This window comes from Novosphingobium sp. SG919 (genome assembly GCF_012932495.1).
In the GTDB taxonomy this organism is placed as follows: Bacteria; Pseudomonadota; Alphaproteobacteria; order Sphingomonadales; family Sphingomonadaceae; genus Novosphingobium; species Novosphingobium rhizosphaerae.
Window position 1 is genome coordinate 104,674 of sequence record NZ_JABCNG010000002.1, and the last position, 12,750, is coordinate 117,423.

Annotated in this window: 12 protein-coding genes; 6 read left to right on the forward strand and 6 right to left on the reverse strand. The window is 64.8% G+C overall.

All coding sequences use genetic code 11. The features are described from left to right. Nucleotides 1–70: 70 nt before the first annotated feature. The 3 genes from FHT19_RS10610 to FHT19_RS10620 all read right to left on the reverse strand — a co-directional run bounded on the left by FHT19_RS10610 (nucleotide 71) and on the right by FHT19_RS10620 (nucleotide 3,625). A complete protein-coding gene (locus FHT19_RS10610) occupies nucleotides 71–2,233 on the reverse strand; it encodes a TonB-dependent receptor (protein WP_169475104.1) in 2,163 nt (720 codons plus the stop codon). Nucleotides 2,234–2,519: 286 nt separating this feature from the next. Beyond that, nucleotides 2,520–3,299, reverse strand: coding sequence for an SDR family oxidoreductase (locus FHT19_RS10615; RefSeq protein WP_169475105.1), 780 nt, complete (start codon nucleotides 3,297–3,299; stop codon nucleotides 2,520–2,522). After that, the gene (locus FHT19_RS10620) at nucleotides 3,296–3,625 is read right to left on the reverse strand and encodes a nuclear transport factor 2 family protein (RefSeq protein ID WP_169475106.1); all 330 of its coding nucleotides are present in this window, start codon (nucleotides 3,623–3,625) and stop codon (nucleotides 3,296–3,298) included. The genes FHT19_RS10615 and FHT19_RS10620 overlap by 4 nt, the downstream gene beginning before the upstream one ends. A gap of 113 nt (nucleotides 3,626–3,738) precedes the next feature. On the opposite strand from FHT19_RS10620, the gene FHT19_RS10625 reads away from it, so the two are divergent. Beyond that, nucleotides 3,739–4,635: a LysR family transcriptional regulator gene (locus FHT19_RS10625; protein ID WP_169475107.1), complete on the forward strand. Its 897-nt coding sequence runs from the start codon at nucleotides 3,739–3,741 to the stop codon at nucleotides 4,633–4,635. A gap of 146 nt (nucleotides 4,636–4,781) precedes the next feature. After that, entirely contained in the window at nucleotides 4,782–5,477 is a 696-nt protein-coding gene (locus FHT19_RS10630) for an HAD-IA family hydrolase (RefSeq protein ID WP_169475108.1), read from the forward strand. 52 nt (nucleotides 5,478–5,529) lie between these two features. On the opposite strand, the gene FHT19_RS10635 is transcribed toward FHT19_RS10630, so the two are convergent. Further along, nucleotides 5,530–5,904: a helix-turn-helix domain-containing protein gene (locus FHT19_RS10635; RefSeq protein ID WP_169475109.1), complete on the reverse strand. Its 375-nt coding sequence runs from the start codon at nucleotides 5,902–5,904 to the stop codon at nucleotides 5,530–5,532. 99 nt (nucleotides 5,905–6,003) lie between these two features. On the opposite strand from FHT19_RS10635, the gene FHT19_RS10640 reads away from it, so the two are divergent. Both FHT19_RS10640 and FHT19_RS10650 read left to right on the forward strand, forming a co-directional pair. Further along, complete coding sequence (locus FHT19_RS10640) at nucleotides 6,004–7,023, forward strand: zinc-binding alcohol dehydrogenase family protein (RefSeq protein ID WP_169475110.1); 1,020 nt, start codon at nucleotides 6,004–6,006, stop codon at nucleotides 7,021–7,023. Nucleotides 7,024–7,441: 418 nt separating this feature from the next. Further along, a complete protein-coding gene (locus tag FHT19_RS10650; protein WP_169475466.1) occupies nucleotides 7,442–8,140 on the forward strand; it encodes a pentapeptide repeat-containing protein in 699 nt (232 codons plus the stop codon). A gap of 18 nt (nucleotides 8,141–8,158) precedes the next feature. Here FHT19_RS10650 and FHT19_RS10655 read toward each other — a convergent pair whose 3' ends face one another. Together FHT19_RS10655 and FHT19_RS10660 are read right to left on the reverse strand one after the other, a co-directional pair. Beyond that, nucleotides 8,159–9,484, reverse strand: a complete 1,326-nt coding sequence (locus FHT19_RS10655; RefSeq protein WP_169475111.1) for a HAMP domain-containing sensor histidine kinase — start codon at nucleotides 9,482–9,484, stop codon at nucleotides 8,159–8,161. After that, nucleotides 9,481–10,149 (reverse strand): response regulator transcription factor, encoded by a 669-nt coding sequence (locus tag FHT19_RS10660; RefSeq protein ID WP_169475112.1) that lies wholly within the window; start codon nucleotides 10,147–10,149, stop codon nucleotides 9,481–9,483. The genes FHT19_RS10655 and FHT19_RS10660 overlap by 4 nt, the downstream gene beginning before the upstream one ends. Nucleotides 10,150–10,257: 108 nt before the next feature. Between FHT19_RS10660 and FHT19_RS10665 the strand changes: the two genes are divergently transcribed. Both FHT19_RS10665 and FHT19_RS10670 read left to right on the forward strand, forming a co-directional pair. Then, on the forward strand, nucleotides 10,258–10,908 hold the full coding sequence (locus tag FHT19_RS10665; protein ID WP_169475050.1) for a hypothetical protein: 651 nt from the start codon (nucleotides 10,258–10,260) through the stop codon (nucleotides 10,906–10,908). A gap of 244 nt (nucleotides 10,909–11,152) precedes the next feature. Next, nucleotides 11,153–12,727, forward strand: coding sequence for an ABC-F family ATP-binding cassette domain-containing protein (locus FHT19_RS10670; RefSeq protein ID WP_169475113.1), 1,575 nt, complete (start codon nucleotides 11,153–11,155; stop codon nucleotides 12,725–12,727). Nucleotides 12,728–12,750 lie beyond the last annotated feature (23 nt).

Sequence of the window (12,750 nt, forward strand, 5' to 3'; positions counted from 1 at the left end):
ACAGGCCCCATGAGCGGGGCCGGTGCGGCTGGGTTTCCCCAGCCGTCTTGACCAGACGATCGCCCCAGCATCAGAACTTTGCCCCCAGGCGGACACCGAACTCGCGCGGCGCGACGCGGAATTCATTGAGGCCGGATTGCCCGGTCACGAAGTATTCCTTGGTCAGGTTCGTGCCATACAGCTCGGCCTTGAAGTTGTCCCAGTTGAGCGTGATGCTGGCATTGACCAGATGCCGCGCGTTGATCAGATCGTATTGCGGCAGATAGGTCACATAGGCCCATTGCGAGCCGATGTAGGAATAGTTGACGCGTGGCACCAGCGAACGCCCGGCGCCCAGCGCATAGGTGTAATCAAGCCCCGCGTTCCAGGTCCACTTCGGCGAAAGCAGGTTGGGCCCGGAACTGGACGTGATGAATTCATAGGCAAAGCAATTGCTGGTCACCGTGGTGGTGCAGGCGGGCAATTGCGCGGTTGCCGCGCCAGCCTGCCATTTGTTGATCACCGTCACGCTGCTGAGCTGGGAATCCACATAGGACACGCCGGCATCCAGGCCAAAACCGGCGATCTTGGCCTGAAGCTGCCCCTCGAAGCCCTTGATCGTGGCATTGGCAAGATTGACCACCCCGTTCTGGCCAGACGCCGGGCTGATCACATCCATCTGGAAATTATTGTATTTGTTATAGAATACGCCAATCTGCGTGCGCACCCGGCGGTTCAGGAAACTTGATTTCCAACCCGCTTCAAAGTCCCACACCGTTTCGGGGGCAAACATCCCGCCCGGCGGGTTGATCCCGCCCGGCTTGTAGCCCCGCGCGGCAAAGACATAGAGCATGTTATCGGCATCGGGCTTGAAATTGAGCGCGATCTTGCCGGTCATGCGGCCATCGGCCTCGGTGCCGGTCTGCGGAATCGTCAGGAAGGCCGAAGATGGCGGCCCGCCCAGGTAGACGCCGCCCGTACCATCGACATGGAAGTGCGAATAGCGCGCACCCGCCTGGATCTCCAGTTTATCGGTCAGGCGATAGTTGGCCTGGGCAAAAGCACCGAGCGTGGTCTTGCTGTTCATCGGATTGACCACGATCGGGAAGGGGGCCGTGCCGGTGAAATGCAGCAGAACGTCGATATCGTTGTGCTGGTAATAGCCGCCCAGGATAAAGTTCAGCGGTTTGGAATCCGGGGAAATGATGTTGATTTCCTGCGAGTATTCCTTCTCGCGAACATACTGGTCCTGATACTGCGCGCCAAAGGTCCCGACAACCTGCGACACGTTGGTGCCGTCCACGTCATAGACGTTCCACACGCGCTTGTTCTGGTACCCGCTCACCGAGCGGACCACGAGGCCACCGGGCGTCTGGTACTTCAATTCCAGGGCCGTGGTGAACGCGCGCTCGAAATTGGCGGTCTTGGTGTCGTAGTTCAGTTGGTAAGGCGTCGCCTGGCGGCCAGCGGCAAACTGCGTGCCCGCAATCGGCTGATAGGCATAGCCACCCGTGCTCTTCTGCGCCAGTTCGCCCTTCCAATAGGCGGTGAACCCGCCAGACTGATAGAGGGCGGAAAGCCGCTCATCGTGTTCCTTGAGGCTATCGGGCTGGTTCTTGTACGGGCCGATGTCGGTATAATAGGAATCGCGCCAGTGCTGGTTGGTGGCAAAGCGCAAGGCGAGGCTGTCCCCCACCGGCACGTTGATTGCGCCATTGAGGCGGACATTGTTGTAGCTGCCATATTCGGCCGTCACATCGCCACCCAATTCGCCCAGCTTGGGGCGCTTGGAATTGATGAAGATCGCGCCGCCGGTGGAATTGGAACCCACCAGGGTGCCCTGCGGGCCCCGCAGCACTTCGATGCTCTGGATGTCGTACAGGTCAAAGCTTTGCGCGATCGGAGGCTGGAACAGGCCATCGACGTAGGTTGCCACGCCATTGGCCACTTGCGGCGAGCCGCTCGACAGGCCGATGCCGCGGATATTGATGGATTCGGTCAACCCCGCCTTGGTGATGGTAAGGCCCGGCGCCACATTCTGGAGATCGCGCTGCACCAGCACGGCTTTCTGGGTGAGTTGGTCGCCGGCCACGGCGGTCAGCGCGATGGCCACCTTTTGCGAGCTTTCCGAACGGCGCTGCGCCGTCACGACGATCTCGCCCGGCGCCGGCGCCGGCGCGGCCTGCGCTGGAGCCGGCCCGGCAAGTGCTGCAGATTGGGCCAAGGCGCTGGTCCCCGCCAGCGACAGCGCCATGGCGCCTGCAGACGCAGCCGCCCGGACACGAAAATTACGTTGGATTTGAAACATATCGCTCCCCTCTCCCGTGATCGGCCTGCTTGCGGCGGCCGATCGTTGCTGGCCTGCTTCTGGCCCGAGGGGATGGATTTAAATAGCGGCCTATTTTGAATAGTCGGGGCCGTGCGGCGGGCAGGAGTTTCAACCACGATTGCTCGTGCTGGAAACACAAGCCCGCCGCTGCTTTCGGACAAATCGGGCGACGCGTGCAACAGGGGCCGATCCGCGCAAAGCCCCGGTGTGTTCATGCGGTTGGTATGGTCCCGCCATCGATCACGAATTCCGTGCCGGTAATGCTCGCGGCGCGGTCCGAGGCCAGGAATGCGATAAGGCTTGCCACCTCGCCAGGAGATGAGGGACGCCCGATCGGAATACCGCCAAGCGAGGCCATGATCCGGCGTTTGCCGTCCACCATGTCGGTACCCGCCTCTTCGCCCAGCCGTTGCGCCAGGGCGACGGCAGCCTCTGTTTCGATCCAGCCCGGCGAGACCCGCACCACGCGCACGCCGCGCGGCGACACCTCCTTGGACAGGCTTTTGCTATACGTGGACAAGGCAGCCTTGGCCGCGGCATAGGCTGTCGTCGCTTCGGGCAAGGGCAGCCGGCTCTGGATCGATGTCACGTGGATGACCACGCCGCTGCCACGCGAGACCATGTGGGGGACGAGGGCACGATCAAGGCGCACCGCCGGCATCAGGTTCAGCTGCAGCTCCCGCGACCATTGCGCATCACCCAAAGCGGCAAACCCGCCCGCCGGTGCGGATGAGCCGCCCAGCAAGTGGACGATGATGTCGATCTCGCCCAAGTGTCGCCGTGCCGCCTCCGCCAGGGCAGAGGTTCCTTCGGGCGTCGTGAGATCGGCCGCCATGAACTGGTCTTCGGGCATGGTCGACGGCGCGGACCTGGCACAGGTAAAGACCCGCGCGCCCAATTCCCGAAACAGGCTGACGGTGGCCGCGCCGGTGCCGCGCGTCCCCGAGGTGATCAGCGCGTTCTTGCCCGACAGATCAAGGAAGGGTGTCACAGCGTGATCTCCAGCCCGGCGATCCTGTCTCCCGCAAGCACGAAGCGGTAACGCAGATCGACCGGACTGCCCGGGAAATCACCCGCAAGGTGCGCGGTGACGATGCTTGCGTCTTGGTCGATGGTCAGGGCGAAAGGCGCGACGGTATACGTGTACTTGCTGGACGAGGTGACCTTCCATTGCCGGATGGCCGCGTGCCCGACATAGGTTTGCCCTTCATCCCGGACGATGGCGTCCTCGGCAAAGGCCGCCACGATCGCGGTTGCATCCTTGCTTTTGTCTGCGGTGAAATAGCGGGCGATGGGAAGAGGTAGCGCAAGGCTCATGGTCAGTGCTCCGATGGTGAGAGGCAAAACCGCCTCCGCCTGCTGATTTAGCGATGGACGACCGTCCCGATAATCAGGATAAGGCGGAATGTGCTGTCCTGATTTTCGGTACAATGGCTGATCCAGGCCTCACGCGCCTGACCAGCGTGCTTGCCATTGCGCGCCGGAAATCATTCCGCGCTGCAGCCCTGGAACTTGGCGTCTCGACGACCGCGTTGAGCAGCACGATCGCCAAACTCGAACGGGAACTGGGCGTTCGCCTGTTCAACCGCACCACGCGCAGCGTGGCACTGACCGAAGCCGGGCGCGCCTTCGTGGAGCAAGTGGGGCCCGCGCTCGACATCATTCGCGAGGCGATGGAAGCGGTCCGCTCGCACCAGGGGACGCCGTCGGGCACATTGCGCATCAATGCGTTTGCGACCGCCGCGCGCGAGGCATTCGCGCCGTTGATCCGCGAATACGTGCAACGCTACCCTGGTGTTCACGTTGACCTGGTTACCGAGGGACGCCTGGTGGATATCGTTGCCGATGGCTACGATTTCGGCATCCGCAGCCAGGACATGGTGCCGGTTGACATGATCGCCGTGCCACTGGGCGGGCCGCGCAGCTTTGCCGTGGTCGGTTCGCCCGGCTACTTTGCTGCGCATGGACGGCCGCAGCATCCAGGCGATCTGCGCGATCACGCATGTATCCGCGTGCGATTGCCGGATGGCGGCCTTTTCCGCTGGAAGTTTCAGCGATCGGGAGAGTTACTGCACCTCGACGTGGACGGACCGATCACGCTGGATGAAGCGACCCTTGCGCGCATGGCGGTGCTGGAGAACGTGGGAATTGGCTATTTCATGGAATCCGACGTTCGCGAAGACCTGGACGCGGGGCGACTGATCCAAATCCTGCCGGACTGGACCCCGTCTTTGCCACCGGTCTGCCTATATTACCCCAGCCGGCGCAACTCTTCCGCCGCATTCCAGGCCTTCGTGAATCTTGCCCGCGAACTGGCCGATCGATGACCCCTCCGGCCGCCGGGGTTCTTGGCGGCCAGGCACCTTGCCGGCTTGAACCGCGCCCACCCCTTCGGTCTGGCATCGGCGGTGCACGGTTGCCGTGCCAACCAATCGCAGCTATCCCGCAAACACGGGCCCAAAGGATCTAAACCATGACGTCGGAAGCAGAAATTCATTCGATTGATGCGGTGCTGCTCGACATGGATGGCACGATCCTCAACTCGATAGCGACCGCCGAACGGATCTGGGGCCGCTGGGCTGCAGGCCAAGGTCTCGATGTGGACGCTTTCCTCAAGACCATCCATGGCGTGCAATCGGTCGAGACGATCCGGCGGCTCGGTTTGCCGGGCGTCGATCCCGTCACCGAAGCCGCAAGGATCACCCAGGCCGAAATTGACGACGTGCACGGGATCGAGGCCATTGCCGGCAGCGCCGCGTTCCTTTCCTCGCTGCCCGGCGCGCAATGGGCCGTGGTGACATCGGCCCCGCGCGCGCTGGCGCAGCGCAGGATTGCCGCCGCCGGACTGCCCAATCCGCCCATCCTGGTCGCGGCGGAGGATGTCGAGCACGGCAAGCCCGCCCCCGATTGCTTCCAGCTTGCCGCACGGCAACTTGGCACCACCGCCCAGCGCTGCCTCGTGCTCGAGGATTCCGCTGCAGGCATTCTGGCAGCGGAGCGGGCGGGCGCCCTGGTGCTGGTGATCACCGCGACCCACACCCACACCGTGGAAACGCCCCATCCCGCCATTCGCGATTACAGCGCGCTGCAGGTCGAAGCCGCCGATGATGGAGAACTGTGGATCCGCCCTGACGGAGCATCGCAATCCTATCGGTTGCGCACCGGATGATGGGCACAGGCCCGTTGTTTTGACTTGACCGTCTCGCTGGCGTGCCGAAGGCTCAGTCCCGTCCGGGAAGCCCCGCTTCGCGTCTGCGGCCAAACAGATCCATGTTCGCATCGCCCCACGCCTTGAGCGCAGCGATGATCGGGGTAAGCGATTGCCCGCGCTGCGACAGGCGATATTCGACCCGTGGCGGCACCTGGGCGAAGACCTCGCGCTCGATCAGGCCATCTGCTTCCAACTCGCGCAACTGGTTGGTCAACATGCGGGGCGTGACCTCGCCCACGCGGCGGCGCAATTCGTTGAAGCGGATCGGCCCGTCCTCAAGGTGGAAGAGCGCCACGGCCTTCCACTTACCGTCGATCAAACTCACCGCGGCCTCCACCGCGCAACCGGGCGTGCAATCGAGCCTGGAATGGCGAGCCTTGGCCATCGTTACGCTATCCTTTTTGATACTATAGGCAGTTTTTGTGCATATGACACGTTCCGCCGCCGCACCTAGTTAGGGGCAACCATCAGGAAAGGAAGTCCCATGCAGGCCATCGGCTATCAAAATCCCGGCCCGATCGACCGGAACGACGCGCTGATCGACATTGAACTGCCCCGCCCCGAGCCCACCGGGCACGATATCCTCGTCGCGGTTCACGCCGTTTCGGTGAACCCTGTCGACACCAAGGTGCGCACCGGAGCCAAGCCGTTGGCCGGCGCTGACTATCGCGTGCTGGGTTGGGATGCCGCGGGCGTGGTGGAAGCAGTCGGACCCGACGTCACGCGCTTCAAGGCGGGCGATGCCGTCTACTACGCCGGCGATCTCGCGCGGGATGGCAGCAACGCGCAGTATCACCGCGTCGACGAACGCATCGTCGGCCACAAGCCGCAGCGCCTGGACTGGGCGCAGGCTGCCGCGCTTCCCCTCACCAGCATTACCGCCTGGGAAACGCTGTTCGACCGGTTGCGCCTGGCCGATCCGGTGCCGGGCGCGGCAAAGGCGATCCTGATCATCGGCGGCGCAGGTGGCGTTGGCTCTGTTGCGATCCAACTTGCGCGGGCGCTGACAGACCTGACGATCATTGCCACTGCTTCGCGCGCCGAAACGCAGGACTGGGTGCGCGATCTGGGCGCGCACCATGTGATCGATCATGCGCAGCCGCTTGCCCCGCAAATCACGGCGCTGGGCCTGGGCGCGCCGGCTTGGGTGTTTTCCACGACCCACACCGACCGTCATCTGGCCGACATTGCCGAACTGATCGCCCCGCAGGGCCGCTTTGCCCTGATCGACGATCCGTCCAGCCTCGACGTGATCGCCTTCAAGCGCAAGTCGGTATCGGTCCATTGGGAACTGATGTTTACCCGGTCGCTGTACCAAACGGCCGACATGGCCGAGCAGGGCAAGTTGCTCGATACGGTTGCCGAACTGGTTGACGCCGAACGGATTCGAACCACCCTCACGCAGACACTGAGCCCGATCAACGCCGCCAACCTGATGGCGGCGCACAAGCAGATCGAAAGCAACACCACGCGCGGCAAGATCGTGCTGCAAGGGTGGGCCTGAAGCAAAAGGACCCGAACAATGACCGATACGACCGTCCACCTCATCGCCCGCCTGGTGCCGCAAGCGGGCAAGGAGGCGACTTTGGCAAAAGCCATGCTCGCCCTGATCCCCAAAGTGCAGGCCGAACCGGGTTGCATCGCCTATGCCGCACACGAAAGTCTGGATGCGCCGGGCGTGATCGTCATGGTCGAGGCCTGGGAAAACCAGGCCGCGCTCGACACCCATGCCGCCTTGCTTGGATCGAGCGGCGTGGCAGCGCAACTGGGCGAATTGCTGGCGCAACCACTCGCGCTCGAACGGCTGCGCGCTGTAAGCGGCCCGTGTCAGCCAGCCAGCCGCCGGAGGGCCGGCGCTGGCTGGCGGCCATGCCAAAGCGCCACTTTACCAAAGCGCTGGAAAGGCCTTAACAGGCGCGATGATGCCGCGGAACGCCTTTGCCCAAACCGTCGAAGGGGCCACCCTGGCTCGCACGGATATTCTCGCCCTCATGCCGGCGAACGGTGCGGGCACAGTCAACCTTGTCGCTTGCGATCTGGGCGAGGCGGACCTGGCCGATCTTGATCTTGGCGGGTGGCGATTTGAGCGTTGCAGCCTGCGCAGTGCAGACCTGACCGGCGCCAATCTTGAGCGCACGCAATGGCTGTCTTGCCGTGGCCCGTTTGCCGTCTTCCTGAACGCGGATCTGTCAGACGCCACCATCCAGTCGTGCGACTTCAACAATGCCAATTTGCGCCATGCCCGCTTGACCGGCACGCGCATCACCGGCTGCAAGCTCACCGGCGCCGACTTGACCGATGCCCGGACGATCGACCTGCATTGCGAGGAAGTCTTGCTGGTCGGAGCCAAACTGGCCGGCCTGAGCTTTCGCAAAAGGCATCTCCAGCGCCTGGATTTGAGCCAGGCCGATCTGCGCAAAGTCGATTTCCGGGACGCCACGTTCGAGGCCTGCAGCCTGCGCGACGCGTTGCTGGGCGGCGCGCGCTTTGAAAAGGCGGATCTGCGCGGGGCCCAACTCGACGGGTTGCGCCTGGTCGATGCTGCCTTGTTTCGCGGCGCGACCATATCCCGCGACCAGGCCGCGCAATTGATCGCCGAACTTGGCCTGACGCTTGGCTAGGCGGCGTGGCCCGCCCTGTCACCCGGCCGACTGCAGGGAAAGCTGTACGAGCAAACCGCCGCACTGCCCCTCGCGCAGATCCAGGCCACCGCCGTGGAGCGCAACGAGGTTGCGCACGATCGCCAGCCCGAACCCATCGCCCTGTGGCGTCTCGTCCAGCCGAATGCCGGGCTGCAGTGCCAGTTCGCGCTGGTCGGCCGCAATGCCTGGTCCATCGTCCTCGATGGCCACCAGGATTCGCCCGCCCTCTGCCCAGGCGCTGACCGAAACGGCCGTGCGCGCATGACGCGCTGCGTTGTCGAGCAGATTGCCAAGGATTTCTGACAGGTCGTGTCCATCAAGCGTCACTGCGAGGCTGCCCGGCACATCAACCGATATGGCCAAAGCCGGATGCAGCGAGCGGATCACGCCCGTGACATCGGCGACTGCAGGCGCCAGCGGCGTCCTGGCGCGATGGGCCACCGCCACGGACCGTGCCCTGGCGAGATGATGGCGGATGACGCTCTCGATCCGGGCGATCTGGCTGGTCGCCTGGGGATTGTCTTCGACGGTGAGCGCGAGTGTGGCCACCGGGGTCTTCAACGCATGGGCGAGATTGGCCGCCGACGCCCGGGCGGCATGGAGCGCTGCGGCGCTTTCGCAAGACATGGCGTTGAGTTCGACCGCGAGCGGTTTGAGTTCCGCAGGCTGATCCTCGTCCACTGTCGTTCGCGTGCCAAGGCGAATTTCGCCAAGCTGTTCGCGCAGGAGGGCAATGGGCCGCAGGGCAAGGCGCAGCTGGAACAGCGCCGCCAGCGTGAACAGCACGGCAAGTACGGCAATGACAGACAGCAGGGGCACGAGCGCGGCACGGATCGGCCGGGCGATCACTTGCGGCGGCGCGGCGGCAATGAGAGTCACGGTTCCGCGGCTGGTGCTGATGACTGCCTGCCGGGCATGAACGTGCCCTTCACCCGCCATCCCATCGCGCGGAACGGGAAGCGAGGGCGCGGGCAAGGGGCCGGCCGGCGGACGCGGTTCGCCCGGCGGTGGTGGCGGCGCCGGGTCGAGCGCGGGAAAATCCGTCGAACCAATCTCTCCATCCGGACCGATGATCCGCCAGCGCCATTCCGGGCGCAGCGTCATGATCCCGATCCGTTGCTCGATGCGGGTGCGGTCGATCGTCCCATCGTCGCGCACGGCGCCTGCCATCAGGGCGATCTGCGCATCGAGCCGCTGATCCAGCCCTTCGGTCACGAAATGGGTGAGGATGCCCGCGACAGACCATCCGGCAATACCCAGTGCCACCACCGTGGCCACGGCCGACAGCGCCAGCATCCGGGCCCGCAACGACCAGCGCTTCATGGCGTTGCCCCCGCGGTCAGGCGATAGCCCCGGCCGCGCACGGTCTCGATCAGCGTTGCGCCGATCTTGCGACGCAGGCGGCCGATGATGACATCGAGCGTGTTGGAATCGACGTCCGCATCGCCTTCATACATGCGCTCGATCAGGTCGAGCCGTTCGACCACCGCCTCCCGGCGCATCATCAGTTGCGAAAGCACTCTCCATTCGAACGCGGTGAGACGCAGCGGCAGGCCGTCCAGCTCGAACTGCCCGGTCTGGCTTTCGAACACCAGTGGTCCGCAGACCATGTGGGGATTGGCATGCCCGGCGGCGCGCCGCACGATGGCGCGCAACCGCATCATCAGTTCCTCGATGCGGAAGGGCTTGGTCAGATAATCGTCCGCGCCCGCCTTGTAGGCGGAAACTTTGTCCGCCCAGGCCTCGCGCGCGGTCAGCACGAGAACGGGCACGCTCGTCATGCCCTTGCGCCAGTCTGCCAGCACCGCCGCCCCCGCCTTGCCGGGCAGGCCCAAGTCGAGGATCACGGCATCGTAAGGCTCGGTTTCGCCAAGGTGCTGGGCATCGATCCCGTTGTCGACAAGATCGACCGCGCAATTTTCGCTGCGCAGCTTGCGCGCGATTGCCTCGCCAAGGTCGGGATCATCTTCGACAAGCAAAATACGCATGGCCGCAGATTACCGCCGCAGGTTAAACCGAACATGAAACGCCAGCTTCAGGCTGCGTCGGACAAGGCATCATAGAAAAGCGCCATCGACAACCCAAGGAGTTGAAAGATGGTCGATTGGAAAAAACCGGTCCGGCACATTCCGCATCGGGTCAAGCTGGCCAGTGGCATGGCGGTGTTGTTCGCATTGGGCGGCGCTGCCGGCGCGGGCGCTGTATCCCTTACCCGGCCAACGGTGGAAATGGCGCCCACGCTTCCCACCGCAATCGCCAAAGTGCCGCAGCGCAGCGGGATCACCACCGTGAAGGGCCGGGTCGCCGAAGTCTATGGCGATCGCTTCATTCTGCAGGATAACACCGGCCGCCTGCTGGTTGACGCCGGCCATGGCGGTTCCAGCCAGATGCGTTCGGGCAACGCCGTGATGGTCCAGGGTCGATACGAGAACGGCCAGATGCACGCCTCTTATCTCGTGGATCCACAAGGCAGCGTCACCCAGGTCGGCGGCCCGCCGCCGCCCCCTCCGCCTCCGCCGGCGCATGGTCCGGGCCATGACGCACCGCCGCCCCCTCCCCCTCCTCCTCCGCCGCCGGGAGCCGGACCCAACCCGCTACCGCCGGGTACGGGCGCAAACCCGCCGCCGCCCTTGCCCAACGGCGGCGCTGCACCTCCCGCTCCACCGCCGCCGGACGCCAGCCGCGCCGACAATCGCCCCGGCCCGGCCAATCCGCCCGCGCCGCCCGCGGGGCCGAACACCAAGTAATAACCCTGGACAGCCGCGCTATTGCTTGGCGCGGCTGTCGCCTCACCCTTTGCAGACTGGCAACCGGCCCGCAGCAGGCAGGATCGGAGCCGGGTGCGCCGCAGCGCGTGCGGCGAATTGCCAGCATCGGCCCGATCTGGTAATGCCCTGAAATTCTAAGACTGATCATGTAAACCGCAGGAGCGTGAAATGGACCGGAAGACGCGCTGATTTCGCCCGTCGTTTTCCTGAATCCGGTACCATCATGTCATCTTTCCTCACGCTCGAATCCGTGGCCCTGGCCACGCCTGTCGGTCAGCCGCTGTTTTCCGGCCTGTCGCTCAATCTCGGCCGGGAATGTGTCGGCGTAGTTGGCCGCAATGGCGCGGGCAAATCCACGCTGCTGCGCGCGATCCTCGGCACTATCCCGCCCCAAGCCGGCACGATCACCGTGAAAGGCACGATCGGCATGCTCGGCCAGGCCGTGGCGCCGGGCACCGAATCGGCAGCGTGTGCCCTGGGTGTTGCCGCCCAACTCGCCCGACTGGACCGCATCGAAGCCGGCGCTGGCACGGAACACGATTTTGCCGAAGCGGACTGGACCCTGCCCCATCGGCTGGCCGATGCCCTGGCCAGCGTGGGCATGCCAGCACCTGACCTTGGGCGCCCGCTGGCCAGCTTCAGCGGTGGCGAGCGGACCCGGCTGGCAATTGCCCGCGTGCTGATCGCGTGTCCCGACCTCTTGTTGCTCGACGAACCCACCAACAACCTCGACGCGGATGGCAGGGCGGCCATTGCCGATCTTCTGGCGAACTGGCGCGGCGGCGCGCTGCTCGTCAGCCATGATCGCCATCTACTCGAAGGGGTGGACCGGATCGTCTCGCTTTCGCCGACCGGGCTAGCGGTCCACGGCGGTGGCTGGTCATCCTGGGTCGAAGCACGTGACGCGGCAAAAGCGCGCGCCGAGGCAAACCTGACCGAGGCGGAACGGCAAGCTCGCACCGCCCGGCGCGAAGCACAGGCCGCGCAAGAGAGACAGGCACGGCGCGATCGCAGTGGTCAGGCCTATGCCGCCAGCGGCAGCGCGCCGAAAATCCTGCTTGGCCGGCAACGCGAGCGCGCGCAGAACAGCGGTGGCCGTGGCCATACCCTTGCCCAGCAGCGCATCGAAGCGCAGGCGTCGGCACTCGAAGCGGCACGGTCCCATGTCGAGGTGGCAACGCCGCTCAAGATCGTGTTGCCACCGTGCGGCCTGCACGCGAACCGGCTTGTCCTCGCGTTCGACGGCGTGACATGGGAGGCTGGCGGGCGCACGATTATCGATGATCTGTCATTCGACCTGCACGGCCCCGCACGCGTGGCGTTGACCGGCCGCAACGGCACCGGCAAGTCCTCGGTGCTGCGGCTTGCAGCAGGCTTGGCCATGCCAACCCGCGGCCGGATCGAACGCCCCGTGGCGCACGCCCTCCTGGACCAGACGGTAAGCATGCTTGATCGCGCGACCAGCCTGATCGACAACATGCGCCGGCTCAACCCCGGACTGGACGATAACAGCGCCCGTGCCGCGCTCGCCAGGTTTGCCTTCCGCAACACCGAGGGCGACAAGCTGGTCGGGCAGTTGAGCGGCGGGGAATGCCTGCGCGCCGGCCTGGCCTGTGTGCTATCGGCGCGCACCACGCCGCAATTGCTGATGCTCGACGAACCGACCAATCACCTCGACATCGCATCCATCGAGATTATCGAGCAGGCGCTGCGCGACTACGACGGCGCGCTGCTGGTGGTCAGCCACGATGGCTCGTTCCTGGACGCGATCGGCATTGCACGGCAGATCCAACTCTGACCTGCGCAGGCAGGGCCGCCGTT

Excerpts from the sequence above, each read along its gene's own strand:
- FHT19_RS10610 (WP_169475104.1), bottom strand. The coding sequence starts at position 2,233 with ATGGCGCTGTCGCTGGCGGGGACCAGCGCCTTGGCCCAATCTGCAGCA.
- FHT19_RS10620 (WP_169475106.1), bottom strand. The coding sequence starts at position 3,625 with ATGAGCCTTGCGCTACCTCTTCCCATCGCCCGCTATTTCACCGCAGAC.
- FHT19_RS10625 (WP_169475107.1), top strand. The coding sequence starts at position 3,739 with ATGGCTGATCCAGGCCTCACGCGCCTGACCAGCGTGCTTGCCATTGCG.
- FHT19_RS10630 (WP_169475108.1), top strand. The coding sequence starts at position 4,782 with ATGACGTCGGAAGCAGAAATTCATTCGATTGATGCGGTGCTGCTCGAC.
- FHT19_RS10635 (WP_169475109.1), bottom strand. The coding sequence starts at position 5,904 with ATGGCCAAGGCTCGCCATTCCAGGCTCGATTGCACGCCCGGTTGCGCG.
- FHT19_RS10640 (WP_169475110.1), top strand. The coding sequence starts at position 6,004 with ATGCAGGCCATCGGCTATCAAAATCCCGGCCCGATCGACCGGAACGAC.
- FHT19_RS10650 (WP_169475466.1), top strand. The coding sequence starts at position 7,442 with ATGCCGCGGAACGCCTTTGCCCAAACCGTCGAAGGGGCCACCCTGGCT.
- FHT19_RS10655 (WP_169475111.1), bottom strand. The coding sequence starts at position 9,484 with ATGAAGCGCTGGTCGTTGCGGGCCCGGATGCTGGCGCTGTCGGCCGTG.
- FHT19_RS10660 (WP_169475112.1), bottom strand. The coding sequence starts at position 10,149 with ATGCGTATTTTGCTTGTCGAAGATGATCCCGACCTTGGCGAGGCAATC.
- FHT19_RS10665 (WP_169475050.1), top strand. The coding sequence starts at position 10,258 with ATGGTCGATTGGAAAAAACCGGTCCGGCACATTCCGCATCGGGTCAAG.
- FHT19_RS10670 (WP_169475113.1), top strand. The coding sequence starts at position 11,153 with ATGTCATCTTTCCTCACGCTCGAATCCGTGGCCCTGGCCACGCCTGTC.